The 25,200-nt window shown below is 63.2% G+C and carries 21 protein-coding genes; 9 read left to right on the top strand and 12 right to left on the bottom strand.

What is annotated here, in order from left to right:
• From AC0L18_RS11395 to AC0L18_RS11380, 4 genes are all read right to left on the bottom strand, one after another.
• Nucleotides 1–1,205: efflux RND transporter permease subunit (locus tag AC0L18_RS11395; protein WP_473492248.1), on the bottom strand; the 1,205-nt coding region annotated here is incomplete at its 3' end.
• Nucleotides 1,206–1,207: 2 nt separating this feature from the next.
• Nucleotides 1,208–2,386 (bottom strand): efflux RND transporter periplasmic adaptor subunit, encoded by a 1,179-nt coding sequence (locus AC0L18_RS11390; protein WP_473492246.1) that lies wholly within the window; start codon nucleotides 2,384–2,386, stop codon nucleotides 1,208–1,210.
• Between the two features lie 398 nt (nucleotides 2,387–2,784).
• Nucleotides 2,785–5,058, bottom strand: coding sequence for a xanthine dehydrogenase family protein molybdopterin-binding subunit (locus AC0L18_RS11385; protein ID WP_473492245.1), 2,274 nt, complete (start codon nucleotides 5,056–5,058; stop codon nucleotides 2,785–2,787).
• A gap of 2 nt (nucleotides 5,059–5,060) precedes the next feature.
• A complete protein-coding gene (locus AC0L18_RS11380; RefSeq protein ID WP_473492244.1) occupies nucleotides 5,061–5,522 on the bottom strand; it encodes a (2Fe-2S)-binding protein in 462 nt (153 codons plus the stop codon).
• A gap of 121 nt (nucleotides 5,523–5,643) precedes the next feature.
• On the opposite strand from AC0L18_RS11380, the gene AC0L18_RS11375 reads away from it, so the two are divergent.
• Entirely contained in the window at nucleotides 5,644–6,240 is a 597-nt protein-coding gene (locus AC0L18_RS11375; protein ID WP_473492242.1) for a TetR/AcrR family transcriptional regulator, read from the top strand.
• Nucleotides 6,241–6,252: 12 nt separating this feature from the next.
• Here the strand turns inward: AC0L18_RS11375 and AC0L18_RS11370 are convergent, their stop codons facing one another.
• From AC0L18_RS11370 to phaR, 3 genes are all read right to left on the bottom strand, one after another.
• Nucleotides 6,253–7,383 (bottom strand): patatin-like phospholipase family protein, encoded by a 1,131-nt coding sequence (locus AC0L18_RS11370; RefSeq protein ID WP_027152943.1) that lies wholly within the window; start codon nucleotides 7,381–7,383, stop codon nucleotides 6,253–6,255.
• A 35-nt stretch (nucleotides 7,384–7,418) separates the two neighbouring features.
• A complete protein-coding gene (locus tag AC0L18_RS11365) occupies nucleotides 7,419–8,216 on the bottom strand; it encodes a 3-hydroxybutyrate dehydrogenase (RefSeq protein WP_236368930.1) in 798 nt (265 codons plus the stop codon).
• Between the two features lie 290 nt (nucleotides 8,217–8,506).
• Nucleotides 8,507–9,118 carry a polyhydroxyalkanoate synthesis repressor PhaR gene (gene phaR / locus AC0L18_RS11360; protein ID WP_027152940.1) on the bottom strand — a complete coding sequence of 204 codons (612 nt, stop codon included), beginning with the start codon at nucleotides 9,116–9,118 and terminating at the stop codon, nucleotides 8,507–8,509.
• Between the two features lie 311 nt (nucleotides 9,119–9,429).
• Between phaR and AC0L18_RS11355 the strand changes: the two genes are divergently transcribed.
• Together AC0L18_RS11355 and phbB are read left to right on the top strand one after the other, a co-directional pair.
• The gene (locus AC0L18_RS11355; RefSeq protein ID WP_473492241.1) at nucleotides 9,430–10,608 is read left to right on the top strand and encodes an acetyl-CoA C-acetyltransferase; all 1,179 of its coding nucleotides are present in this window, start codon (nucleotides 9,430–9,432) and stop codon (nucleotides 10,606–10,608) included.
• Between the two features lie 122 nt (nucleotides 10,609–10,730).
• Nucleotides 10,731–11,456 (top strand): acetoacetyl-CoA reductase, encoded by a 726-nt coding sequence (gene phbB / locus AC0L18_RS11350; protein ID WP_128170628.1) that lies wholly within the window; start codon nucleotides 10,731–10,733, stop codon nucleotides 11,454–11,456.
• An 80-nt stretch (nucleotides 11,457–11,536) separates the two neighbouring features.
• On the opposite strand, the gene AC0L18_RS11345 is transcribed toward phbB, so the two are convergent.
• Nucleotides 11,537–12,787: an FAD-dependent oxidoreductase gene (locus AC0L18_RS11345; RefSeq protein WP_473492240.1), complete on the bottom strand. Its 1,251-nt coding sequence runs from the start codon at nucleotides 12,785–12,787 to the stop codon at nucleotides 11,537–11,539.
• Nucleotides 12,788–12,868: 81 nt separating this feature from the next.
• Between AC0L18_RS11345 and AC0L18_RS11340 the strand changes: the two genes are divergently transcribed.
• The 5 genes from AC0L18_RS11340 to AC0L18_RS11320 all read left to right on the top strand — a co-directional run bounded on the left by AC0L18_RS11340 (nucleotide 12,869) and on the right by AC0L18_RS11320 (nucleotide 19,569).
• On the top strand, nucleotides 12,869–13,447 hold the full coding sequence (locus AC0L18_RS11340; RefSeq protein ID WP_473492239.1) for a TetR/AcrR family transcriptional regulator: 579 nt from the start codon (nucleotides 12,869–12,871) through the stop codon (nucleotides 13,445–13,447).
• Nucleotides 13,448–14,139: 692 nt separating this feature from the next.
• On the top strand, nucleotides 14,140–17,526 hold the full coding sequence (locus AC0L18_RS11335; protein ID WP_473492253.1) for a helicase-related protein: 3,387 nt from the start codon (nucleotides 14,140–14,142) through the stop codon (nucleotides 17,524–17,526).
• Nucleotides 17,527–17,540: 14 nt separating this feature from the next.
• Complete coding sequence (locus tag AC0L18_RS11330; protein WP_473492238.1) at nucleotides 17,541–17,930, top strand: RNA-binding S4 domain-containing protein; 390 nt, start codon at nucleotides 17,541–17,543, stop codon at nucleotides 17,928–17,930.
• Between the two features lie 250 nt (nucleotides 17,931–18,180).
• The gene (fdxA, locus tag AC0L18_RS11325; protein ID WP_023803892.1) at nucleotides 18,181–18,519 is read left to right on the top strand and encodes a ferredoxin FdxA; all 339 of its coding nucleotides are present in this window, start codon (nucleotides 18,181–18,183) and stop codon (nucleotides 18,517–18,519) included.
• Between the two features lie 468 nt (nucleotides 18,520–18,987).
• Complete coding sequence (locus AC0L18_RS11320; protein WP_027152934.1) at nucleotides 18,988–19,569, top strand: CarD family transcriptional regulator; 582 nt, start codon at nucleotides 18,988–18,990, stop codon at nucleotides 19,567–19,569.
• A gap of 194 nt (nucleotides 19,570–19,763) precedes the next feature.
• On the opposite strand, the gene AC0L18_RS11315 is transcribed toward AC0L18_RS11320, so the two are convergent.
• The 3 genes from AC0L18_RS11315 to AC0L18_RS11305 all read right to left on the bottom strand — a co-directional run bounded on the left by AC0L18_RS11315 (nucleotide 19,764) and on the right by AC0L18_RS11305 (nucleotide 22,150).
• Nucleotides 19,764–20,537, bottom strand: a complete 774-nt coding sequence (locus tag AC0L18_RS11315) for an amino acid ABC transporter ATP-binding protein (protein ID WP_091593365.1) — start codon at nucleotides 20,535–20,537, stop codon at nucleotides 19,764–19,766.
• Complete coding sequence (locus AC0L18_RS11310; RefSeq protein WP_023803896.1) at nucleotides 20,534–21,214, bottom strand: amino acid ABC transporter permease; 681 nt, start codon at nucleotides 21,212–21,214, stop codon at nucleotides 20,534–20,536. The genes AC0L18_RS11315 and AC0L18_RS11310 overlap by 4 nt, the downstream gene beginning before the upstream one ends.
• A gap of 162 nt (nucleotides 21,215–21,376) precedes the next feature.
• Nucleotides 21,377–22,150, bottom strand: a complete 774-nt coding sequence (locus AC0L18_RS11305; protein ID WP_473492236.1) for an amino acid ABC transporter substrate-binding protein — start codon at nucleotides 22,148–22,150, stop codon at nucleotides 21,377–21,379.
• 345 nt (nucleotides 22,151–22,495) lie between these two features.
• On the opposite strand from AC0L18_RS11305, the gene AC0L18_RS11300 reads away from it, so the two are divergent.
• On the top strand, nucleotides 22,496–23,359 hold the full coding sequence (locus tag AC0L18_RS11300; RefSeq protein WP_091593367.1) for an RNA polymerase factor sigma-32: 864 nt from the start codon (nucleotides 22,496–22,498) through the stop codon (nucleotides 23,357–23,359).
• Nucleotides 23,360–23,588: 229 nt separating this feature from the next.
• Here AC0L18_RS11300 and AC0L18_RS11295 read toward each other — a convergent pair whose 3' ends face one another.
• Nucleotides 23,589–25,016 (bottom strand): M48 family metalloprotease, encoded by a 1,428-nt coding sequence (locus AC0L18_RS11295; protein WP_473492252.1) that lies wholly within the window; start codon nucleotides 25,014–25,016, stop codon nucleotides 23,589–23,591.
• Nucleotides 25,017–25,200: the final 184 nt, after the last annotated feature.

Raw genomic sequence — 25,200 nt, 5'->3', positions numbered from 1 at the left:
ACGATGATGGCGTCGTCGACCAGCATGCCGACCGCCAGGATGAGGCTGAACAGCACGATCATGTTGATCGTGTAGCCCATCATGGCCAACAGCAGGATGCCGATCAGGAAGGACGATGGAATGGCCAGGCCGATCAGCAGCGAGGCACGGCCCGACAGCGCGTAGAGAATGACGATGAACACCAGGATCACGGCGATCATGACGTGGTTCTGCAGATCGCCGAGCAACTGGTTGACGAAGACCGATTTGTCCTGCGTGTAGGTGACGTGCATGCCTTCCGGCATGGTCTTTATGAAGGCATCGGACACGCCCCTCACCTGGGCGATCGTGTCGATCAGGTTGGAGCCGATGCGCTTCTTCACCTCGATGGCGATCGCCGGCTTGCCGTCGAGACGGGTCACCGTCTCGGCGTCCTTGAAGGTGGAGCGGACGGTGGCGATATCCTGGGCCTGCACCACGGCATTGGGGCCGGCGACGATCGGAAGCGCCGCCACGTCCTGTGGCGTTTCGATCAGCGACGGCACCTTGACCGCGTATTTGCCCTCGGACCCTTCGATGTTGCCGGCGGCGACAAGACTGTTGGAATCGCCCACCGCACCGATCAGCTGCTCTAGCTGCAGCCCGTAGGAAGACAGTTTCATCGGATCGATGACGACTTCGACAAGATCGTCGCGGGCGCCCTGCAGCGAGCCCTCCAGCACGCCCGGCACTTCCTCGATGCGGTCGCGCAACTCGCGCGCCGCCGTCGTCAGAACGCGCTCGGGCACTTCGCCCGACAGCGTCACGACAAGGACGGGGAATTCGGAGACGTTGACTTCGGATACCACAGGCTCCTCTGCTGCCTGCGGCAGGTCGGCCTTGCCGTCCTGGACCTTGCTGCGCGTGTCCTGCAGCGCCGTCGCCAGATCCGTCTGCGGGTGGAATTCGACCAGCACATAACCGCCGCCCTGGAAGGCGGCCGAACGCATCTCCTTGAGCCCCTTGAGGCTCTTCAGCTTGGCTTCCATCGGCCGCAGCAGAAGGCGTTCCGAATCCTCGGGCGAGATGCCCTGATAGATCAGGCTGACATACATCATCGGAATCGGAACGTCGGGTTCCGCTTCCTTCGGTGTCGACTGGTAGGCGACCGCACCGGCAAGGATGAGGAACACCAGCACCGAAATGGTCAGCCTGGCATTGCTGATTGCGAGTTTGACGATATCCATGATTACTGCGTCCCGGCCGTCGCTTCGCCCAGCAGCTTGTGGATGGTCGCCTGGTCGGCCTCGACCGGCTTGACCACTTCGCCGTCCTTCACCAGTTCCTGGCCGGCGACGATGATGCGCGCATCGGCAGGGATGCCGCCGAGCACCAGGCCGGTTGGCGTATCGTCGACCAGATCGATCGGGAAGAACACGACGTTGTTGTCCTTGTCGACGGCGCGGATGCCGAGGTCGCCCTTGTCGCCCAGCGTCACCACGGAGCGCGGCAGCATGACTGCGTCTGTCGGCTGCGCGCTCAGCGCGATCTCGGCGGTCATCCCGGCCGGAATGGTGCCCTCGGGGTTGGGGATTGCGATCTCGACGCGGAAGGTGCGGGTGGCGGACGAGGCGTCGCGGCTGATATAGCGCACGGTGCCCTCGACCTTCTGGCCGCTGACCAATCGTACATTCGCCTTGTCGCCGATCTTCAGATAGCCGAGATCACGTTCGCTGACCTCGCCGCGGGCGATCACCGGATCGAGGCTCAAAATGGTCGCCACTTCGTCGCCCTGCATCACGGAACTGCCAAGCTCCACCGGCACCCGGTCGATGACGCCGTCGAACGGCGCCTTCACCTCGTTGCGGTCGAGCTCGGCCTGCGCGGCTTCCAGGTGCGACTGGGCCAGCGTCAGGTTGGAGCGCGCCGTATCGAGCTGCAGCTTGGGCAGATTGCCGGTTTTCATCAGCCGCAATGCTGCATCGAGTTCGGCCTGACGCTGGACCAGAAGCTGCTTGGCGTTGCTGACCGCCGAAAGCTTTTCCTCGGCTGCCAGCATCAGCACGAGGTCGCCGGTCTTGACGCGCTGTCCCTGCTTGACCGGCAGCTTGTCGATGACGCCGGCGACGCGCGTCGCCAGGACCGCGCGCTTGTCGGCTTCGGTCAGTCCGGAAATCCGGATGGCGCGCGCATATGTACGCCTGGGCGGGGTTATGGTCGCGACGGTGCGCAAGGTCGCCTTGGGCTGTTCTGCCTCACTGGGCTTGGCGTTGCCGGCGTCAGCCGCCGTTGGCTGCTCGACCTCCCCCGCCTTGGGTTTGTCGGCGGCCGCGCTGCCGACGGACGAGAACTCGCCCGTCACCATCCAGGCAGCGAAACCGACAAGCACAACAATGGCTGCAAGCTTGTGAAACCTGTACTTCGGCATCGTCATTTTTCCAGTGCGCGGGGTTCGGCCAGGCCGCGTCTTGTAACTCGGGCGCGTCGCCGATATGGGTGCGCGCAAGGCCGTGTTCAACTTGCCGTGATCGGCGAACGAGCTTCTACATCAAAGTTGCACCGCAATATAGTCAGAAATGTTGATGGGTAATACTTCGCTGGGCAGGATGCGCCCGCCGCCATGAGGCGCGCCGGACCAGCGCAGCCGTTCGTCTGCGAACATCGCATTCGGCGCAGTGCGGATGCGAAAGCAACCGGCAGACCGCGTCCCTCGGGCAAGTCTTGGCTGCATCGACCGTCATCGGTGCCGTGCCCGGCTTGCCAGTGCCGTTGGTAAAGGCACCAGCAAAACAGCATGGCAGCAGCTGTCAGCATGATGGGAATATTTCATGCAAAGGTCACCTCCTTCGACAAGGGCAGTGTCCGGATGCGCTTGCCTGTCAGTGCGAAGATGGCGTTGGCGAGTGCCGGTGCCGCCGGCGGCGTGCCGACTTCGCCAACGCCGCCCATCTTGTGAAAATTCTCCAGGATGGCGACTTCGAACGCCGGACACTGGGAGATGCGCATGGCGTCGTAGTCATGAAAATTCGACTGCTCGACCATGCCGTCGGCGAAAGTAATCTCCTGACCCATCGCTGCCGACAGGCCGTAGATGGCGGCGGAGATGAGTTGCGCCTCGATGATACCAGGATCGAGCGCGGTGCCGACATCGGCGGCTATCCACATCTTCTCGATGCGGATCCCGGACGGCGTGTCGGCGACCTGGACGATTTCGCCGACCCAACTGCCGAACGACAGCGTGAACGCCATGCCCTTGGCCTTGCCGGCGGGCAGCGCCTCGCCCCACTTCGCCATTTCGGCGACCTTCTCGACCACCTTCACCGCTGCCGGATAGGCAGCCATCAGCGTCTTGCGCAGCTCGACCGCATCGGTTTTCCCGGCGGTGGCGATCTCGTCCATGAAGCCCTCATGAAAGAAGCCGTTGATCGAGCAGCCGACCGATCGCCAGAAGCCGACCGGGATGGAGGCGGGCGCAGCAATGCCGCTGACCCGGTAATTCGGGATGGTGTAGGGCTGGTCGTAGGCCCCATCGACAATGGACTTGTCGGGGCCAAGCGGCGGGATCGAGGGAAACAGCCGGCGCAAGGTGCTGGCTATCACCGACGGCGAGGCGATTGTCATGTCGACGGCGACCGGTATGCCGTCGTTGCCAAGCCGCGCCTGGAATCTGCCGACCGAAGCCGGCCGGTAGGCGTCGTGGCGCATGTCCTCCTCGCGCGTCCAAATCACCTTGATTGGCCGGCCTGCCGTTTCTTTCGCCATCAGCGCGGCACAGAGCGCATAATCCACCTCGATACGTCGGCCGAAGCCGCCGCCCATGAAGGTGGTGTGGACACTGACCTTGTCCTGCTCAATGCCGACAGCATTGGCGCAAAGCTGTCGCACCAAGGTCGGCGCCTGGTTGCCGCACCAGATGTCGAGGACGCCGTCCTTCAGCCGCGCCGTGGCGTTCATCGGCTCCATCGTCGCATGTGCCAGATAAGGCACGCCATAGTCGGCCTCGACGATCCTTTCGCGCGGCGCGTCGGCGAAGGCGGTATCGACATCGCCATCGTCGCGCATCACCGACCCTTTTGTGCCGAGCGCCTGCTTCAGCACCTCGGAAATGCCGGCGCTGTCCAGCGGATATTCGGGATCGGCCCATTCGGCGTCGATCGCCTCCGCCGCCTTGAACGCCGCCCAGGTGTTTTCGGCGATGATGCCGAAGCCGTGGCCGTAATTCGTGTCGATCGGCACGATCTTGATCACGCCAGGCAGTTTCTCGGCGTTGGAGAAATCCGCCTTGACCGGCTTGGCCCAGAAGCGCGGGCTCATCTTGACCGTGCCGTACAGCATCTCCGGCAGCGTCACGTCGATGCCGAAGATCGGCGCCCCGGTGACCTTGGCCAGCATGTCGATGCGTTTTTGCGGTTTGCCGAGCAGCTTCCAGCCGGCTTTGTCTTTGAGCCTGATTTCCGCGGGCGCCGCCATCGTCGCAGCGGTCGCAGCGACCGCGCCATAGGTCAGCGACTTGCCCGATGCCTTGTGCAGGATCGAGCCGTTGGCCATTTCCAGATCGGCGGCAGCTATACCGAGCTTTTGCGCGGCCGCTGCAATCAGCATCTGCCGCGCGGCGGCGCCTGCCTGCCGCATCTTGCCGAAACCATCGAGCGTCGATGTCGAACCGCCGGTGCCTTGCAGAGCGAGGAATTTTCCGGCCACGCCCATGCCGGCGCGCACTATTTCCGCGGTCATGCTTTCATCGAAGAAGGCGAACGGACCGCCCTCTTCCAGGATCGCCGCATTGAAATAGGCGTAGGAGGCCGGGCCGTGCTCGACCTTGATCTGGTCGAGCCCGACATCGAGCTCTTCGGCAACCATGGCAGCAAGCGTCGTCGAGATGCCTTGGCCCATCTCGGCGCGCGGCGCGACGATGGTGATGGTGTTGTCGGCGCCGATTTTCACATAGGGGTTGAAGGTCGCTTCATCGGCCGCGAGGTCGCCTTCCAGCGGATTCGGAAAAGGCTTGCGATAGTAGTAATAGCCGACGGCGACGCCGCCCGCGATGGCAGCGGTGCCGATGAGAAACGTGCGGCGGGCGATCTTTCCGACACTGGCCATGGTCAGATCCCCGCCGTCTTGAGCACGACCGCTCGTTTGATCGCCGCACGGATCTTCGGGTAGGTGCCGCAGCGGCAGAGATTGCCGCCCATGGCATCGTCGATATCGGCATCGGTCGGGTCGTCAACCTGGTCGAGCAGCGCCACCGCGCTCATGATCTGGCCGGCCTGGCAGTAGCCGCACTGGGCGACCTGCTCTTCCAGCCATGCCTGCTGTACCGGATGCAATCTGCCTTCGGTGCCGATGCCTTCGATCGTGGTGACCGCGCCGGTGACCTCACCGACCGGCAATGAACAGGAGCGCACCGGCTGGCCGTCGACATGCACCGTGCAGGCGCCGCAGGCGGCGATGCCGCAGCCGAACTTCGGCCCGGTCTTGCCCATGAGGTCGCGCAGCGCCCACAGCAGCGGCATTTCGGGATCGGCATTGACGTCGAATACTTGCCCGTCGACGGTGAGGCGCATGGGGATACCCTTTGTTGTCGTCCGCAGCCCGGGCAAAAGGCCGGTCGGCCATTTCGCCCTTATACATCTTGACAAATTACGTCATTTTGTCAATAGAGCTTTTGCAGGATAAAGTCGCGCCATGATCGAGATCGAGGACATCGCCACCGACCCCAAGCGCGCCCGCATTGTGGACAGCGCGATGAAGGTGTTTCTGGCCTATGGTTTCGCCCGCACCACCATGGACGACATCGCGCGTGCCGCCGACATGTCGCGGCCGGCGCTTTATCTCCAGTTCAAGAACAAGACCGATATTTATCGCGCCATTGCGTTGATGCTGCTCTCCCGCTCGCTCGAGCAGGCAAAAACAGCACTCGCCGGCGAAGAACCATTTGCCGGGCGCACGATGCGGGCCATCGACGAAGCGCTGATCTCGATGACGCGCAGCGTCCACGCCTCGCCGCATGGCGCCGAACTCCTTGACATGAAGTCGAGCCTCGCCGACCTGATCGGCTGCTGGCGCAGCCGGTTTGCCGAGCATATCGCCGCAGCGATCCAGAGCGAAGCCGGACGCAATGGCGTCGATCTCACCGCCAAGGGCTTGTCGGCAAAATTGCTGGCCGACATGCTGCTCGACGGACTTGAAGGCATGAAGATGCGCATCAGCGATCCGGATGAGCAGCGGCAGGCTGCGGCCGCGCTGATCAAGGTGATCGATCTAGCCTTGCAAAAAAACTGACAACAAAACGCCTCAAGCTCGGCGACGCGCTGCCTCGGGTTTCTTGCGTGCTGCGAGGAACTCCTTGACCCGCCGCCCCGGTGCCGGACCACGCATCGGCTTGAAGCCGTCGTCGAGCTCGCCTGAGAGATCAAGCGTCGGCCGCTTGCCGACGGCGTCGTAATTCTCCTCCAGCCAATCGCTGGCGGCGGTGCGGCCAAGGTCGCGCAGATAGGTCAGGAACGCCCATTCGGCGTTGACCTTGGACGATGCCGACAGGTCTTTGAATGCCTCGTCGGCATCGATGCGGTGCATGCGGATGTCGCGGTATTCGCCATGCGGCAGCCGGCCGGCGGCAATCAGCTCCTTGATGAAGGCGATCGAGCGGAATTCGCGCAAGAGTCCGGCGTTGAAGGTGATCTCGTCGATGCGATTCTGGATTTCGTTGGCGCTCTTCGGCGTCCCCTCGCGGACCACCGGATTGATCTGCACCAAAAGCACGTCCTCGGTGGCAGTCGTCTTGAAGAACGGGAACAGCGCCGGATTGCCGCCATAGCCGCCATCCCAGTAGGGCACGCCCTTGATCTCGACGGCGCGGAACAGCTGCGGCAGGCAAGCCGACGCCATCACTGTGTCGAGATCGATCTCGCCATCGGAAAAGACGCGTAACTGCCCGGTCTCGACATTCGTCGCGGAGATGAACAGCTCCATCGATTTGCAGGCGCGCACATTGCCGAAATCGATCTCCTGTTCGATCACGTCGCGCAGCGGGTTGAGGCCGAGCGGGTTGGCGACATAGGGCGAAAACACCCGCGACATCGTGTCGAAAAACAGATAGCCCGGCGTGTTCTCGATCGACCAGTTGCCCCAGGCGACGTCCCACGGCATGCGCTGCACCGGGCTGAACCGGCCCTTCCGCGCCACCGCGCGCCAGAAATCGTCGAGCTTCTGCCGCGCGCCCTCGACGCCGCCGCGGACGAAGCCGTCGGCCAGCGCCACCGCGTTCATGGCGCCGGCGCTGGTGCCCGAAACCGCCGCGATGTCGAGCCGTCCGTCCTCCAGCAGCTGGTCGAGCACGCCCCAGGAAAAGGCGCCGTGCGAGCCGCCGCCCTGCAGCGCGACGTTGATCTTCTTGGGCTCCTCCGCCTTGCCGTTTGTCGTCATGGCGTTGTCCTTGATCTAGAGAGCCATTGGATGGATCACTGCGCGGTCCAGCCGCCGTCGACCGAGATTTGCGTGCCGTTGATCTGCGCTGCCGCATCCGAGCACAGGAACACCGCGGCAGCGGCAACTTGCTCGACCGTGACGAATTCCTTGGTCGGCTGCCTGTCGAGCATGACCTCGCGGACCACCGTGTCGCGGTCCATCTTGTTCGCCTTCATCTGGTCGGGGATCTGCGCCTCGACCAGCGGCGTCAGCACATAGCCGGGACAGATGGCGTTGCAGGTGATCTTGTCGCGCGCCAGTTCCAAAGCGACCGTCTTGGTCAGTCCCATGATGCCGTGCTTGGCCGCGACATAGGCCGATTTGAACGGCGAGGCGACCAGCCCATGGGCCGAGGCGATGTTGACGATCCTGCCGCCGCCGGCTTCTCTCATCAGCGGGATGGCGGCGGCGATGGTGTGAAAGGCCGACGACAAATTGATGGCGATGATGGCGTCCCACTTCTCGACGGGAAATTCTTCCACCGGCGCGACATGCTGGATGCCGGCATTGTTGACCAGGATGTCGACCGAGCCGAAGCTCTCGGCTGCCTTTGCGACCAGCGCCCGACATTCGGCCGGCTTCGACATATCTGCCTTGATGTAGACAGTCTTCACGCCGTGATGCTTGGCGATCGCATCGGTGACGGCCTGGTCGTCGGCCGTGTCTGAAAAGGAATTGACGACGATGTTGCAGCCATCGGCCGCGAGGGCATGGGCGATTGCCAGGCCGATGCCCGAGGTGGAACCGGTGACGATGGCGGTTTTTCTGCTGGGCAAGGCGAAATCCTTCATTACGGCGCCAACGGACCATATTGCAGTGCAGCATATATGTCTCGTGTGGCGCAAAAACAGCGGCACTCAGTGGCGATGACATGAAATTTTTGTCATGAAAGAGGACACCCTCACTCGAAGCTGTGCGCCTGAACAGGCCGTGCGAACAGTTGGTCAGCGTGCCCTGGAGCCACTTCGGGTGTTCGTGAGATTGCGTTTTAGAACGCGATAGCGGTCGCGCGGCACTCATTCCGAGGCGGAGATTTCTGACACGGCCTGCCGATGAGAGATTTCGGCCGGCCGGCCGGCGATCACGACATCGTGTCGAGCTTGCGCTGCATGGCGGCGATCTGTTCCTTCAGTTCCTGAAGGTCGTCGGGCTTTTCCGACGTCTCTTTCCTGGCCGGCTCCGCCGGCGCTGCGGAAGTGCCATTCGAGCCTGCGGGTGGGAAGGGCGTGAACAGGCGCATGGCGTTCTGGAACATCTCCATATTGCGGCGCGTCTGCTCTTCCAGCGCCTTGATCGGCGTGGCGATCTTCATCATGTCCAGCGGCGACTTGCCCAAAGCACCCTTCATCTGCTCGCGGAAGCGTTCCTGCTCCTTTGAGAAGGCGATCATCGACTGTTCGAGGAAGCTCGGCACGATCATCTGCATCTGGTCGCCGTAAAAAGCGATCAACTGGCGCAGGAACGGAATCGGCAGCATGTTCTGCCCTTCCTTGTTCTCCAGTTCAAAGATGATCTGGGTCAGCACCGGATGGGTGATGTCGTCGCCGGTCTTGGCGTCCTGGACGGTGAACTCCACGCCCTTCTTGACCATTTCGGCAAGGTCCTCGAGCGTCACATAGGTGCTGGTGCCGGTGTTGTAGAGGCGGCGATTGGCATATTTCTTGATGATAATCGGTTCGTCTTTCGCGGCCATCAGCATCCTCCCGGGACACCGGCGCACTTGAGGTAAGCTGCCGGTAACGATTGCGCCTTTTCAAGGATATGCGCAAAAGCGTCACAATTCCAAGCGGTTTGTGCAGTGCGGCATCAATTAATGCTGCACGGCGGGTTAAAAATGCTGCGCAGCAATGGGCCGGCTGTATCCACCACGATGCGCAACCTGCTTGCGGCGCATGGCCGGTATGCCCATTTCCGGTTTGACTTGGATCATTGAAAGGGCAAGAAAGCCCTGACGATACAAACTGCGATACCAAAACCTCGATACCTCGAAGTGTGGAGAAGAACATGTCCGCTGCCATCGTTGTCGCCAGTGCGGCGCGCACGCCCGTCGGTTCCTTCAACGGCGCCTTCGCCGCCACGCCGGCGCATGAGCTTGGTGCCGTCGTCATCAAGGAGTTGCTGTCCCGTACCGGTGTCGAGCCGGCGGAAGTCGACGAGGTCATCCTCGGCCAGGTGCTGACCGCGGCTCAGGGCCAGAACCCCGCCCGCCAGGCATCTATCGAAGCGGGCCTGCCGAAGGAAACCACCGCCTGGGGCCTCAACCAGGTTTGCGGCTCAGGTCTGCGCGCTATTGCTCTCGGTATGCAGCAGATCGCGACAGGCGATGCCAAGGTGATCGTCGCCGGCGGGCAGGAATCGATGTCGCTGGCCCCGCACGCTCAACACCTGCGTGCCGGCGTCAAGATGGGCGACTACAGGATGATCGACATCATGATCAAGGATGGGCTGTGGGATGCCTTCAATGGCTACCACATGGGCAACACGGCCGAAAACGTCGCTCGCCAGTTCCAGATTACCCGCGAGGACCAGGACCAACTCGCATTGGCCTCCCAGAACAAGGCAGAGGCCGCGCAGAAGGCCGGCAAATTCAAGGACGAGATCGTGGCCTTCACCGTCAAGGGCAAGAAGGGCGACACCATTGTCGACCAGGACGAATATATCCGCCACGGCGCCACGATCGAGGCCATGACCAAGCTGAGACCGGCCTTCGACAAGGACGGCACGGTGACCGCCGCCAATGCCTCCGGCATCAATGACGGCGCCGCCGCGGTGCTGCTGATGACCGAAGCGGAAGCCGCAAAGCGCGGCATCACGCCGCTGGCGCGCATCGTGTCCTGGGCGACCGCGGGTGTCGATCCGCAGATCATGGGCACCGGGCCCATTCCCGCCTCGCGCAAGGCGCTGGCCAAGGCCGGCTGGTCGGTCGGCGATCTCGACCTGATCGAGGCCAATGAAGCCTTCGCCGCCCAGGCCTGCGCCGTCAACAAGGACATGGGCTGGGATCCCTCGATCGTCAATGTCAATGGGGGCGCCATCGCCATCGGCCATCCGATCGGCGCCTCCGGGGCCCGCATCTTCAACACGCTGGTTTACGAGATGCGCCGCAGAAGCGCCAGGAAAGGCCTTGCCACGCTGTGCATCGGCGGCGGCATGGGGGTCGCCATGTGCGTGGAAGCGCTGTGAAGTCATCAGCAAAGCGCCGTGAGGACGGAGCGAGCAAGCCGTGAAACAGGCGGTGGCGAACAGGCTCCGCCGTTAGAGCGTTTCCGTTCGCCGCCCGCTGATCGAGAAAAAGGGAGGATATTATGACAAAGGTAGCACTCGTCACCGGTGGGTCGCGCGGCATTGGCGCCGCGATCTCGATCGGCCTGAAAACCGCCGGCTATCAGGTCGCCGCGAACTACGCCGGCAATGACGAAGCGGCGCAGAAATTCAAGGCAGAGACCGGCATCCCCGTCTACAAATGGTCGGTCGCCGACTACGATGCCTGCGCCGCCGGCATCAAGCAGATCGAGGCCGATCTCGGCCCGGTTTCCGTTCTGGTCAACAATGCCGGCATCACCCGCGACGCCATGTTCCACAAGATGACGCGCGAGCAGTGGAAAGAGGTCGTCGACACCAATCTTTCCGGCGTCTTCAACATGACGCACCCACTGTGGGTCGGCATGCGCGACCGCAAGTTCGGCCGCGTCATCACCATCTCCTCGATCAATGGCCAGAAAGGCCAGACCGGCCAGGTCAATTATTCGGCGTCGAAGGCCGGCGATATCGGCTTCACCAAGGCGCTCGCCCAGGAAGGGGCGCGGGTCGGCATCACCGTCAATGTCATCTGCCCCGGCTACATCGCCACCGAGATGGTCAGGGCGATGGACGAGAAGGTGCTCAATGAGCGCGTCATCCCGCAGATCCCGGTCGGCCGCCTCGGCGAGCCGGAAGAGATCGCACGCTGCGTCGTCTTCCTCGCTTCCGACGATGCCGGCTTCATCACCGGCTCGACCATTTCAGCCAATGGCGGCCAATATATCACCTGAGGCGTCGGCCTGTTGCTGTTGCACGGGTCTAACCACCCACACGGCCGAGTTCGAGGCCGGGATCCGGATTATTCCGGCTGTCAGGCGACACGCTTCAGCCCTGGTTCGGCTGCCGGCTTGGTCTGGGCGACTGGACCCGGCTGGCGCGAAGGTGGCGGCAGGCGGGCAAGCGACGCCCGGCTGAGGCCCGACAGTTTCAAGGCGATGCGACGCTTCAGAAACGGAGTGAGGTTCAGCGCTGAAAGCACGAGATTGCGGACGAACCGCTTCACCGAATTGCGGGAAAGCGCCATCTCGGTCATCGTGCCCGCCAGTTCAAGCACCTCCTGGGCCGCCGGGCGGCGCAGCGTTTCGTAGAGGTCGAGCGCGGTTTCCGGGCGCACGCCCTTCACCACGTCGCCAAGCAACTGGCCAAGCACGACCGCGTCGATGATGCCGGTGTTCATGCCTTGCCCTCCCGCCGGGCTGTGCACGTGCGCGGCATCGCCGATAAGGAACAGCCGGTCCTTGCGGTACGTGCGGACCAGGCGGTGATGCACGCGAAAACGCGAGCTCCACGCCAGGGCGAGCACCCGGGTTCTTTTCTTGGTCGGACCACGGCTGTCGAGCAGCGCCTGGATGTCGGTGACCGCGGGGTTTTCCGGTGCCTCATCCATTGTCGCGACGACCCGATACGAACCGTCCGGGAGCGGCGCCACCACCACCAGCCCGGCCGGGGCAAAGAACAGCGACACTTCCGTCGGCCCAACCGGCCAGTCGAGACGAACATCGGCAAGTACGAACGAAGCGTCATAGGCGGCGCCGTCGAACTCGATGCCGGTCGACCTGCGCACCAGGCTGTGCAAGCCGTCGGCACCAACGACATAGCGTGCCGATATCAGTCTCTCGCGGCCGTTCTCGATCACCGTCACGCGTGCGCCGTCAGCGTCCTGAACGACTGCCTTGGCCTCGACCGAGCGATGAATCACGCCGCCCATGGCTGCGATCCGTTCGGCGAACACCTGCTCGGTCAGGTTTTGAGGCAGCATCATCAGATAGGGATGCCTCGACGGAAGCTTGCTGAAATCGAGCTTGAGCAGCGCCCGATTGCGGTCGCGGATGGTAAAATTCTGCAGTTTTAGGGCAAGTTCGCTCAGCCGCTGCGTGACGCCGAGAGGCTCCAGCGTTTCCAGCGTCTGCGCGTGGATGACGCCAGCCCGCGAGGTCTGAAGGCCCTCAGCCAGCCTGTCGATCAGGACATGATCGACACCGGCCTGGTGCAGCACGATGGACAGCGCCATGCCGGTCGGGCCGGCGCCAATGATCAGGACTTCCGTGGTTTCGGGCAGCATTTCTCTCTCCATTTGTCAACGATCGTTGACTTTCTAGTTGAAGCCATTGCATTTGTCAACAACCGTTGGCATACGGATTTCATGACCGAGAATCAGCCGAAGAAACCCAGCAAGTCGGACCGCACGCGCGCCCAAATCCTCGAGGCCGCGAGGCTCCTGTTCGCCGAGCACGGCTATGACGGCGCCTCCATCCGCGACGTCGCGGCGCATGCCTCGATCGATCCGGCGATGGTGATCCGCTATTTCCACAGCAAGGACGAGCTGTTCGCCAGGGCGGCGGTCGTCGACCTGCAATTGCCGGCACTGCGGGCGATCGACCGAAACACAATCGGTGAAACGCTGATCAGGCGTTTTCTCGAAATCTGGGAAGGCCCGGCCAGCGGTCCTGGCATGGCAATTCTGCTGCGTTCGGCGACGTCGAACGAATTCGCCGCCGAAAAGCTGCGTGACGTATTTGGCCACCAGGTCAGGCCGGTGATTGCGGCGGTCGCTGATCCCGCCGACGCTGGTCGACGTGCCGGGCTCGTTTCGAGCCAGTTGCTGGGTTTGGCGATGTGCCGATACCTGCTGCGGCTTCCGCCCGTCGTCGCCCTGTCCCACGACGAAATTATCCAGAACGTCAGCCCTACCTTGCAGCGCTATGCCGTGGGAGAGGCTTGAGCCAATCCGTTCTGCATTGCTCGCAGTCTGGTGCAGCGACTGCGCCGACCGATGGACGTGACGCCGATTTGTGCCGAAGCGGCACGCAAAAATTAACGGCGGCCGTGCAGCCTGTGCAAAACCCTGTTAACGGCGTGTGGATAACAGGTGGAAAACCTGTTCACGACACAACATATTGGGGTGAACAAACCGGGAAACATGCGCCAGCGCCGATTCGTAGCCGTTTCGTTCCGGCTTTGAGCGCAGTGTTAAACGACAACGGCTGAAAACATCCCAAATGGTTAAGGCGCGTTAGGAAAGAATTAATAATTTCAGAACGTTGGATGACGCCGGCCGACCTGCGTCGATCGTTCAGCGGCAAAGGTTAACGGCGACGTCAGCCCTGCATGAAACGGGCCAGTTCGGCGATTCAGCATGTGGTGAGACTCGCCGGCGAAAAATCCAGATGTAGCCGTGAACAAACCCTGAATCTGCGCGAGTCAGCGATTCGTAGCCGATTCGTTCCAGACTCGTTCCAACTGTTAAATCGAAACGGCGAAACGGATTGTCGACGCCGACGGAAGGCTTCGAGCTGCCATCGGAATATTCTGCTTTCGCTTCGCGCCCGAAATCCCTATGTGTCGGCTGTCACCCGCGCCACCACGGGGCGCGCTCCCGACAACGAGAGGCAGAGAGCCTTAATTTCCAGGTCGATGAACATCCAGCCGAAACACACTGAGCCACTGATCCTGTCAGGCCGCGACGTGACCGCTGTGCTCGGGCCGACCAACACCGGCAAGACCCATCTCGCCATCGAGCGGATGGTGGCGCATGAAAGCGGCATTATCGGCCTGCCGCTCAGGCTGCTCGCCCGCGAGGTCTACTCGCGCGTCTGCGAAAAAGTCGGCGCTCACAAGGTGGCCCTCATCACCGGCGAGGAGAAAATCCAGCCCGACGGCGCCAGATATTCGGTCTGCACCGTGGAAGCCATGCCGCGCGAGACCGACGCCGCCTTCGTTGCCGTCGACGAGGTCCAACTGGCCGGCGACCTCGAGCGCGGCCACATCTTCACCGACCGCATCCTGCATCTGCGCGGCCGCCAGGAGACGCTGCTGCTCGGCGCAGCGACCATGCACGGCATCCTCCAGCGTCTGCTGAAGGGGGTGTCGGTGGTGACGCGGCCGCGGCTGTCGCATCTCGCCTATGCCGGCTCGAAGAAGCTCACCCGCCTGCCGCGACGTACGGCGATCGTCGCCTTCTCCGCCGACGAGGTCTATGCCATCGCCGAACTGATCCGCCGCCAGCAGGGCGGTGCGGCAGTCGTGCTCGGCGCGCTATCGCCGCGCACTCGCAACGCGCAGGTGGAGCTGTTCCAGTCGGGTGATGTCGATTATCTGATTGCCACCGATGCGATCGGCATGGGCCTCAACCTCGATCTCGATCATGTCGCCTTCGCCCAGAACCGCAAGTTCGACGGCTACCAGTATCGCAACCTGACGGCGGCCGAGCTCGGCCAGATCGCCGGTCGCGCCGGCCGCCACTTGCGCGACGGAACTTTTGGCGTCACCGGCCAGGTCGATCCACTGGACGAGGAACTGGTCAAGAAGATCGAAGCGCATGATTTCGACCCGGTGAAGGTGCTGCAATGGCGCACCGCGCGTTTCGATTTCGCCAACCTCGACGCGCTGAAGCGCTCGATCGAGACCAACGCGCCGGTTGAAGGCCTGACGCGCGCGCTGCCGGCGGTCGATGCGCAGGCGCTCGAGCATCTGTCCCGCGACGAGGACATCCGGGCGCTTGCCACCGACGCCAGGCGCGTGGCGCTGTTGTGGGAGGCCTGCGCCCTTCCCGATTACAGGAAGATCGCCCCGGCTCAGCATGCCGACCTGATCGCCTCGATCTACATGGACCTTGCCAGGCATGGCCATGTCGATGAGAATTACATGGCCGAGCAGGTGCGCCGCGCCGACACCACCGAGGGCGACATCGACACGCTGTCGCACCGGATCGCCCAGATCCGCACCTGGACTTTCGTTTCCAACCGGCCCGGCTGGCTGGCCGATCAGGCACACTGGCAGGAAAAGACGCGCGAAATCGAAGACAGATTGTCGGATGCGCTGCATGAGCGGTTGACGAAACGCTTCGTAGACCGCAGGACTTCCGTCCTCATGCGGCGCCTTAGAGAAAATACCATGCCTGAAGCCGAAATCAGTCCAACTGGAACCGTCCTCGTCGAAGGCCATCATGTCGGCGAGTTGCAGGGGTTCCGCTTCACCGCGGACCAAAGCGCCGGCGGCGAGGACGCCAAGGCGGTGCGCACAGCAGCCCAGAAGGCGCTTGCAGCCGAATTCGAGGCGCGGGCCGAACGCTTCGGCGCCTCGGCCAATGGCGACATCGCGCTCGGCTCCGATGGCACCCTGCGCTGGATCGGCGCGCCGATCGGCACGCTGGTCGCAGGCGACGAGCCGCTGAAGCCGCGCCTGGTGCTGCTGGCCGACGAGCAGCTCACCGGTCCCGCCCGCGACAAGGTCGCGGCGCGCGCCGAGCGCTTCGTCAATTTCCAGATCGAGTCGCTGCTGAAGCCGCTGGTCGACCTCAAGAACGCCGAGCAGATCACCGGCATCGGCCGCGGCATCGCCTTCCAGCTCGTCGAGAATTTCGGCCTCATCAACCGCCGCGACATCGCCGAGGAGATGAAGTCGCTCGACCAGGAGGGCCGCGCCGCCCTGCGCCGGCTCGGCGTGCGCTTCGGCGCCTACCACGTCTTCGTGCCGGCGCTGATCAAGCCGGCCCCGGCCGGACTGGTGACGCTGTTGTGGGCGCTGCAGAACGACGGCAAGGACAAGCCTGGCTTTGGCGACGTGGTTCACGCGCTGGCCTCCGGCCGCACCTCGGTGGTCATCGATCCCACCTTCGACAAGACCTTTTACAAGCTGGCCGGCTACCGCAATCTCGGCCGTCGCGCGGTGCGCGTCGACATCCTCGAACGGCTGGCCGATCTGATCCGGCCCGCAACCAACTGGAAGCCGGGCCTCGGCCAGCGCCCCGACGGCGCCTATGACGGTCAGTCCTTCATGATGACGCCGCCGATGATGTCGATTCTCGGCGCCACGGCCGACGATATGGAAGAGATCTTGAAAGGCCTCGGCTACCGGGCCGAGCCGAAGCCGGCTGTCGAGGTGAAGGCACGGCTCGAGGCACAGGACAATGTCGTGCGTGAAGCCGCCGCGGCCAAGCAGGCGGCGGAGGCACAAGCCGAGCAGGCCAAGGCAGCGGAAGCCGCGATTGCCGACGCAGCCGTCGAGACGCCGGCCGACAGTCCTGAGCCGGATGCAGTGGCAGAAGCCACGGGGGAGGCTCTCGCGGAACCCGCTACCGAAGCGGAACCTGTCGCAGAAGCTCAGCTGCAAACTCCGCCTGAGGTCACGGTAGAGGATCTGCCTGCAGCTGAAGCCGCAGTTCGAGAGGCAGCACCCGAAACCGCCGAGGTTGAGGTCGCACAGGCCGAGCCGGCTTCCGAAGCCTCGCCCGCAACGGCAGCAGTCTCGGCCGAACCTGCCGCGGCAGTCGAAGCCGCCACCGGCGAGGCTGCTCCAGTGGCCGAGAAAGAGGCCGAAGAACCAAAACCCATCCTGTTGTGGCGGCAGGGCCGCTTCGACCAGCGCCCACGCCACCGCCACCACGACAACCGGCCCCGTGACAGGGACAATCGCCCGCGCAGCGGACAAGCCGCGCGCGATGGCCGCAGCAACGCGCCGGCAGAGGCCGGGCAGCAGGCCAGCGCCCCGGGCGGCCGACCCGCCCATGAAGGACGCCGCGACGGCGACGGCGCCGGCAAGCCGCGCTTCGACCGCAGCAAGTTCAAGCCCAAGCCCCAGGGCGAGCCAGGCGAACGGCGCGACGGCAAGGCGCAGGGCGAGCGCCCCGATCGTCGCGAAAGCCGGCCCGACTGGAAAGGCGGCAGGCCGGACGGCAAGGGCGGCGCGCCTGGTGGAAAGCCCGCGTTCCAGCCGAAGCCTCGTGAGGAGCGTCCGGTGCGCTTCGACCCGGATTCCCCCTTCGCCAAGCTCGCCGCGTTGCGCGACCAGCTGAAGAAGTAAGTTCGTTCGCTCCGATGGTCACTGATGCCCGCCAGCGCATCGACAAATGGCTGTTCTTTTCGCGTGCGGTGAAATCGCGCTCGCTGGCGGCGAAGCTGGTGGTGGCCGGACGGGTTCGCATCAATCGCGACAAAGCAGCGCAGGCCTCCGATCTGGTCCGCCTCGGCGACGTCCTGACCATCACTCTCGAGCGGCGCATCTTCGTCTGGAAGGTGCTCGGCACCGGCAGCCGGCGCGGTCCCGCCGAGGAAGCGCGCTTGCTCTACGAGGATATCTCGCCGCCGCCGGCACCAAAGGGCGAGGCCGTTGCCGATGCGATCCCCGCACTGCGTGATGCCGGCAGCGGCCGCCCGACCAAGAAGGAACGCCGGGAGACCGACCGGTTGTTCGGCGACGACGACTGACGCATAACGGCTTTCGTCGCATCGCCGGCTGGAAATCCATTCCGGAAACACCGGCATCACACGCAATGGCCGCCCTTGCAAGCGGCGGGCAAAGACGTTACCTCACCAAGAAAGCCCACCGCATCGGCCCGAAAATCGATATCGATTTTCCAAGCGCACGATGCGCGGTTTCAAAGTGTTACAGCGTACCTTGTGCGTCCGATTGGACGCCACGTCGCCCTGATAAAAGGGGATGTCCCGGAGCCGACCGATGACCTATGTCGTGACCGATAATTGCATAAAATGCAAATACATGGACTGCATCGAGGTCTGTCCGGTCGACTGTTTCTATGAGGGCGAGAACATGCTCGTCATTCATCCCGACGAGTGCATCGACTGTGGCGTCTGCGAACCGGAATGCCCGGCCGACGCGATCAAGCCGGACACCGAGCCAGGGCTCGACAAATGGCTGCAGATCAACACCGAGTACGCCGATAAATGGCCCAATATCACCGCCAAGAAGGAGCCTCCGGCCGACGCCAAATCCTTCGATGGCGAGGCCGGCAAGTTCGAAAAATATTTTTCCCCCGAGCCCGGCCAGGGCGACTAGCGCTCGACCGCGAAAATCGAAATCGATTTTCCGGAAGGACTATGCGCCAGATCAAAGTGTCACAGCATCCTTGCGCGTCCAAAACGGGCGCGTGGCACCGTAACGGCGACGCCGGCTTGATCGGCATCACGCGTGCTGACAGGCACCGCACGTTAACTGCCTTGACAGGCGGTGATCGCGCTTGACCTTCGCGCGTGCAGCAAAACCTTGATTCTTCCGACTTTTTGTGCTACACGAACCAAACATGCCGGTGACACAACGTCGATTTATGGCGCAAACGCCCCAAATCACTGAAAGGTGAATTTTTCAATCCGGACCAGAGTGATCTGGGGCAGGCAGTCGCGACTATGCGATTTGCCGCCCTCGGCTTTTCCGGTGGGTTCGTAGTTGTGCGGCTAACGATCGGTATCCGATCGCGCGAGTTCGACCGGCAGAATGCCGGTACCACACCAAGGAGTTCATGGCGTAATGGCAACAATCACCCCGCAGAAGAAGTCCAGCGCAGCGCGTCACGGTTTTAAGACGGGCGAGTACATCGTCTATCCGGCGCATGGCGTCGGCCAGATCGTCTCGATCGACGAGCAGGAAGTTGCGGGCCACAAGCTGGAACTGTTCGTCATCGACTTCCAGAAGGACAAGATGCGTCTGAAAGTTCCGGTCGCCAAGGCGACCTCCATCGGCATGCGCAAGCTGTCGGAAGAGGATTACGTCGATCGCGCGCTGAAGGTCGTGCAGGGCCGCGCCCGCGTCAAGCGCACCATGTGGTCGCGCCGCGCCCAGGAATATGATGCGAAGATCAATTCCGGCGACCTGATCTCGATCTCGGAAGTTGTGCGCGACCTCTACCGCGCCGACAATCAGCCGGAGCAGTCCTATTCCGAACGCCAGCTTTATGAGGCGGCACTCGACCGCATGGCGCGCGAGATCGCGGCCGTCAACCGCATGTCGGAAACCGAAGCGGTGCGCCTCATCGAGGTGAACCTCAACAAGGGACCGAAGCGCGGCGCCAAGGCCGACAACGAAGAAGCCGAGCAGGAAGAAGCAGCCTGAGCGCTTCTCGCCTTCGAATTTGAAAAAACCCGGCCTCGCGCCGGGTTTTTTTATTCCTAAGATCGTCGCGTTTGACTGGATGCGACGCGCTTTAGGTTGTTGTTGTTATGCATGTCGTGATCGCAAAACCACCGCGCGCCCTGCATTAGTGATCGTCACCCCAAAACCGCTATGCACTATTTGGGCGACATGCCTTAAATTTCGCCACCGGTTTCCTTCTCTGCCTCCTGCTTCAGCGTCGCGATAAACCGCTTGGTTCGCTGGCGCTCCGGATTGCTGAACAAAACCGCGGCGGGGCCTTTCTCGACGACGCTGCCGGCGTCGAGGAACACCACCTCCTGCGCGATTTTGGAGGCGAGGCGCAAATCATGCGTCGCCATCACCATGGTGGTGCCCTCGCTGGCGAGCTGGCCGAGCACGTCGACCACCTCCTGCGCCAGTTCCGGATCGAGCGCCGAAGTCGGCTCGTCGCACAGCAGCACTTTCGGCGATGGCGCCAGCGCCCGGGCGATCGCCACGCGTTGCTGCTGGCCACCTGACAACGTCGCCGGCCAGGCGTCGGCCTTGTGCGCCATTCCAACCTTTTCGAGCAGGGCGAGCGCCCGCTCGCGCGCTCGCCCGGCCGGCCATTTCAACACCGTCACCAGCCCCTCCATGACGTTTTCGATCGCCGTGCGGTGCGGAAACAGCTGGAAATTCTGGAACACCATGCCGGTCTGCAGCCGCAGGCGCTGGATGGCCCTGCCGTGAACCTTGCCGCCGGGGTGGAATTCAAGCGCGTCGTCGCCGATGCGCACCGTGCCCGAGGTCGGGATCTCGAGCAGGTTGATACAGCGCAGAAGCGTGCTTTTCCCACCGCCCGAGGGGCCGACAAGGGCGGTGACGCTGCCTTCCTCGATGGTGACGGTCACGCCCTTCAGCACGAGATTGTCACCAAAACGCTTCTCGATGTCGGTGAGGCCGATCATGAGCGCGCCTCGAGGAAGCCGCCATAGCGGTTGAGCCGCTTTTCCAGGCGCGTCTGCAACGCCGACAGCACCGAGCTAAGCGCCAGATAGAGAGCCGCCGCCTCGACATAGAGGATCAGCGGCTCGTAGGTGGTGGCGACGATGCGCTGCGCCGCCTGGAACATCTCCGGCACCGTGATGGCGGCGGCCAGTGATGTATCCTTGACCAGCGAGATGAAGGTGTTGGACAGCGGCGGCACCGCGACGCGGCCCGCTTGTGGAAGGATAGTGCGTCGCATCGCCTGGCCCCAGGTCATGCCGATCGAATAGGCCGCCTCCCACTGCCCCTTCGGCACCGAGCCTATGACGGCGCGGATGATCTCCGACGTATAGGCGCCGATATTGAGTGTGAAGCCGATCAACGCGGCTGAAAAGGCGTCGAGCAGGATGCCGACCGAGGGCAGGCCGTAGAAGATCAGGAAGAGCTGCACCAGAAGCGGCGTGCCACGGAAGATCCAGACATAGAAGCGGACCACGGCGACCAGCGGCTTCGGGCCGAACAGCCGGACGAGCGCTGCGACCAGTCCTACGAAGAGACCGAATGCGAACGACAGCAGCGTTAGCGGCACGGTGAAGATCAGCGCGGCCCATAGCAGCGTGGGCAACGAATCCAGCATCAATTGCAGCCAGTGCGGCACGAAAACTCTCCTTGCGAGATTGCCGCCCAAAAAATCGGCCCGGCAGCATCGAGGCGCGACCATACGGTCGTCATATCACGCCAAAAGCGGCGGCCGTCAAAGACGGCTCGCCGCGATACTTTGCCATGCGGGCCGACAACCAGCCGGCTCCGGGAAATGCGCTTACTTCGAAACGTCCTGGCCGAAGTAAGTGTCGGCGATCTTCTGGTAGGTGCCGTCGGCCTTGATGTCGGCCAGCGCCCGATTGATGGCGGCGACCAGTTCCGGATCGCCCTTGCGCACGAGCACGCCGGAATAGTCTGCGTTTTCTTCCTGCGCGGCGATCTTCACATTGGCGTCGGGCTTGTGCTTCTTGAAATCGAGGAAGGACAGGCTGTCGTTGATGGTGGCATCGGCGCGGCCGGTAAGAAGCAGCTGGATCGATTGGTCGAAACCATCGGTACCGACGAGTTCGGCGCCGTTCGCTTCGGCGAGCTTGCCGAAATTCGAGGTCAGCGACTGCGCCGCCTTCTTGCCCTTCAGGTCGGCAAAGCTCTTGATGTCGGTATTGTCGCCGCGCACGATCAGCACCGCCTTGGAAGCAATATAGGGATCGGAGAAATCATACTTGGCCTTGCGCTCCTCGGTGATGCCGACCTGGTTGATAACAGCGTCATAGCGCTCGGCGTCGAGGCCGGCGATCAGCCCATCCCATTTGCCTTCGAGGAATTCGGCCTTGACGCCGAGACGCTCGGCGATCGCCTTGGCAATCTCGACGTCGAAGCCGACCAGTGCGCCCGAGGCATCATGATAGGTGAAGGGGGCATAGGTACCTTCCGTGCCGACCTTGAAGACACCGGCCTGCTTGATCTGATCGAGATTGGCGCCGGCATGGCCTGATGTGACTGCCAGTACCTGCAGTGTTGCGGCGACGATAAGCGATTTGAGCCATTTCATTTTTCTGTGATCCCGTCATTGGCCGGCGTCCGGGCCCGGCGTCCGGCGCATTTGTGAGCGCCGGAAACTGACAGATGCAGCTTGGCGAAATAAGGAACCAGATTTCAAAAATAAGACACTTTCGAAATCCAATTCTCAAAACCACATCAACTCGCGCCAACCGGCCGAGGAGCGACCGCCGCATCGAGCTTTCGAACAGTGCAATCCACGCAACATCAGCGGCGGAACCATTCGCGCGGGTGGCACGTTTGTTGGCTGTTGTAGGGCGCGGCGTCGCCAATTCAACCACGATGCCAGCTCAGGGGCGAGCGATCGCACCGCAACGCCCGGAACAGGGAGCGTGGCATGATGGAAGATACGGCAGGGCGAACCATGGTCCGCGCGGCGATGAAAGCCCCCTATCTCGAGCGCGACGAGGAGCATCTTCTCGCGCTGCGCTGGAAGGAAGACAACGACCAGCAGGCACTGCACCAAATCGCCATGGCGCATATGCGGCTGGTTATTTCCATGGCCTCGAAGTTCCGCCACTATGGCCTGCCCCTCGGCGACCTGGTGCAGGAAGGCCATGTCGGCCTGCTGGAGGCAGCGGCCCGTTTCGAACCGGAGCGCGAGGTGCGGTTTTCGACCTATGCGACGTGGTGGATCCGTGCCTCGATGCAGGACTATATCCTGCGCAACTGGTCGATCGTGCGCGGCGGCACCAGTTCGGCGCAGAAGGCGCTGTTCTTCAATTTGCGGCGCCTGCGCGCCCGCTTGGCGAACGGTGCCGAGCCGATCTCGAACACGTCGCTCTACCGCGAGGTGTCGGTGGCGCTTGGCGTCTCCGAGGCCGACGTGGCGATGATGGACTCGCGCCTTTCGGCCCCGGATAGTTCGCTCAACCAGCCGCTCGCCGACGATGCGGGCGCCACCGAGCGAATGGATTTCCTGGTTTCGGACGATCCTTTGCCGGACGAAGTCGTGGGCGACACGATCGATGTCGAACGCCGCTCTATCTGGCTGAAAACCGCGCTCGGCGCGCTCAATGCCCGCGAGCTCAGGATCATCGAGGAACGCCGGCTGAGCGACGAGGGAGCGACGCTCGAAGCCCTCGGCGAGGCGCTTGGCATCTCCAAGGAACGCGTCCGCCAGATCGAGGCACGCGCCATGGAAAAGCTCAAGATAGCGCTGGTGAAGCAAAACCCCGAGTTTCTGGCGACCGCCGCCTAGGGTGTGTTGCGATTCAGGGTTGGACGAGTCGGAGTCGAAGACGGGCGCGAAGCGACCAAACCAGGTGGTTTCCGAGAACCGGAGCGGAGCGTACATAAAGTACGTGAGCACCGGCCTACGCCGGCCGTAGCCTTACTGCCGCGACCGCTCATGAGTGCTCCGGCCGGCGAAGGTCGAAGCGCAGGAAATTGCCGTTTGCGGGCCGGCATCACCTGAATATCGACACACCCTATCTGTCGGTGATGATCTTGACCTTGTCGCCGGCCGAAACGGCTGCGCCGGGCGACATTGCATTGAGCACCCTGAACAGGTCGAGCTTGCGGTCGACGCCGACCATCTGCGCCGCGAGCGAACCCATGGTCTGTCCGGGCCGGACCGTGACGACGCGGATATGCAGCGGCTTCAGCGCTGCTTTTTCGGCCGCGCTCAAGATCCGGAACGAGCCGCTGACCGAGCGCGCCACCGCGTCCAGCGAGGTGCTGGCGGAGGGGGCTGCCGTCAGCAGCCGGTAGACCTGGCCGCCGGCGCGGATCACCGCGATGCCGAACTGCCAGCCCTCGGCGCTGGCATGCGCCGTCGCCGCCTCGTTGCCGTTGATTATTTCCTGGCGCACGCTGCTTTCGTCGAGACCGGCCACCCAGCCGCTGCGGAGGTAGTCGGTCAGCGATCGGTTCCTGTCGATCGAGACGCCGTCGAAGCGGATCGCTATGTCGCCCGGCCCGGTTGCCGTCACCGCCGCGGCCGAGTTGTCGATGATGAAGCCGTCGCGCACCGAGAACGACACGCCGAGCCCCGGATGCAGGAAGGTTTCGCCACGCACATAGCCTTCCTCCGGCGTGTCGCCGTAGAGCAGCCCGTCTATGCCGGCGAGGAAGGCGTCCCGGTCGCGCGTGCCGACGCCGGGCGCGCCGAACTGGCGGGCATGGCGCTGCGCCAGATCGATGCGTTGCGGCGTGTTCGGGTGCGTTGCCAGGAAGTCGAGGCTGGCGTCGGTGGCGCCGCTGATCGAGCGGAAATCGGTGTAGGCCGACATGGACTGCAGGAAGCGGCCGGCGGCAAACGGATCGAAGCCCGCCTCGCCGATCGACTTGATGCCGATGCCGTCGGCCTCCAGCTCCTGATTGCGCGAGAACTGGGCAAGCCGCAGCTTGCCGCGGATCAGTGCCGCCTTGGCGGTCGGGCTGTCGCCGAGCACATCCGAGACGACTTTTGTCGCAAAGCCTTCCTCGGCCTCGAGCTGCTGGCGCTGCAAGCCGTGGTTTGCAGTGACATGGCCCATCTCATGCGCGATGACCGCGGCGAGCTCGGCCGAATCGTTGGCCAGCGCCAACAGGCCGCGCGTGATGTAGAGATAGCCGCCAGGCAATGCGAAAGCGTTGACGTTGGGCGAATTGAGGATCGTGATGCGGTAGGTCTGGCTCGGGTTGGCCGAAACCACCGTCAGGCTGCCGACGACCTTGGCGACCATGCGCTCGAGCTTGGGATCGGAATATTCGCCGCCATAGGTCGCGAGGATGCGCGGATGCTGCGCCTTGGCCATTTCGGCGACCTTGCTGTTGGCGGCAACATTGTCGACGGTGACCGGTTTGCTGGAAGGCTGGAAGCCGGATTCCTGAACGTCCGGAGGCGTGAACATCTGGCAGCTTGCCAACGCCATGGCAAAGCCGGCCAGCGCCAGGAAGCGCGCCAGCGGTTTCCTTCTCACTCTGTCTGTGCCGGTCGGCAGAACAGCTTCCTTTCGGCTCTCGGCACATGGCCCGAAAATCGGGCATCGATTTTCAGATCATGCGCAAAATCAACTGCCACAGCGTCATTCGAGCCCACGAGCGCGGATGGCACCG

It is taken from the genome of Mesorhizobium sp. WSM4819, assembly GCF_055811215.1.
The sequence above is the reverse complement of the archived record's forward strand: the minus strand, read 5'-3'. Positions and strand labels throughout refer to the sequence as shown.

Excerpts from the sequence above, each read along its gene's own strand:
- AC0L18_RS11390 (WP_473492246.1), bottom strand. The coding sequence starts at position 2,386 with ATGCCGAAGTACAGGTTTCACAAGCTTGCAGCCATTGTTGTGCTTGTC.
- AC0L18_RS11385 (WP_473492245.1), bottom strand. The coding sequence starts at position 5,058 with ATGGCCAGTGTCGGAAAGATCGCCCGCCGCACGTTTCTCATCGGCACC.
- AC0L18_RS11380 (WP_473492244.1), bottom strand. The coding sequence starts at position 5,522 with ATGCGCCTCACCGTCGACGGGCAAGTATTCGACGTCAATGCCGATCCC.
- AC0L18_RS11375 (WP_473492242.1), top strand. The coding sequence starts at position 5,644 with ATGATCGAGATCGAGGACATCGCCACCGACCCCAAGCGCGCCCGCATT.
- AC0L18_RS11370 (WP_027152943.1), bottom strand. The coding sequence starts at position 7,383 with ATGACGACAAACGGCAAGGCGGAGGAGCCCAAGAAGATCAACGTCGCG.
- AC0L18_RS11365 (WP_236368930.1), bottom strand. The coding sequence starts at position 8,216 with ATGAAGGATTTCGCCTTGCCCAGCAGAAAAACCGCCATCGTCACCGGT.
- phaR (WP_027152940.1), bottom strand. The coding sequence starts at position 9,118 with ATGGCCGCGAAAGACGAACCGATTATCATCAAGAAATATGCCAATCGC.
- AC0L18_RS11355 (WP_473492241.1), top strand. The coding sequence starts at position 9,430 with ATGTCCGCTGCCATCGTTGTCGCCAGTGCGGCGCGCACGCCCGTCGGT.
- phbB (WP_128170628.1), top strand. The coding sequence starts at position 10,731 with ATGACAAAGGTAGCACTCGTCACCGGTGGGTCGCGCGGCATTGGCGCC.
- AC0L18_RS11345 (WP_473492240.1), bottom strand. The coding sequence starts at position 12,787 with ATGCTGCCCGAAACCACGGAAGTCCTGATCATTGGCGCCGGCCCGACC.
- AC0L18_RS11340 (WP_473492239.1), top strand. The coding sequence starts at position 12,869 with ATGACCGAGAATCAGCCGAAGAAACCCAGCAAGTCGGACCGCACGCGC.
- AC0L18_RS11335 (WP_473492253.1), top strand. The coding sequence starts at position 14,140 with ATGAACATCCAGCCGAAACACACTGAGCCACTGATCCTGTCAGGCCGC.
- AC0L18_RS11330 (WP_473492238.1), top strand. The coding sequence starts at position 17,541 with ATGGTCACTGATGCCCGCCAGCGCATCGACAAATGGCTGTTCTTTTCG.
- fdxA (WP_023803892.1), top strand. The coding sequence starts at position 18,181 with ATGACCTATGTCGTGACCGATAATTGCATAAAATGCAAATACATGGAC.
- AC0L18_RS11320 (WP_027152934.1), top strand. The coding sequence starts at position 18,988 with ATGGCAACAATCACCCCGCAGAAGAAGTCCAGCGCAGCGCGTCACGGT.
- AC0L18_RS11315 (WP_091593365.1), bottom strand. The coding sequence starts at position 20,537 with ATGATCGGCCTCACCGACATCGAGAAGCGTTTTGGTGACAATCTCGTG.
- AC0L18_RS11305 (WP_473492236.1), bottom strand. The coding sequence starts at position 22,150 with ATGAAATGGCTCAAATCGCTTATCGTCGCCGCAACACTGCAGGTACTG.
- AC0L18_RS11300 (WP_091593367.1), top strand. The coding sequence starts at position 22,496 with ATGATGGAAGATACGGCAGGGCGAACCATGGTCCGCGCGGCGATGAAA.
- AC0L18_RS11295 (WP_473492252.1), bottom strand. The coding sequence starts at position 25,016 with ATGGCGTTGGCAAGCTGCCAGATGTTCACGCCTCCGGACGTTCAGGAA.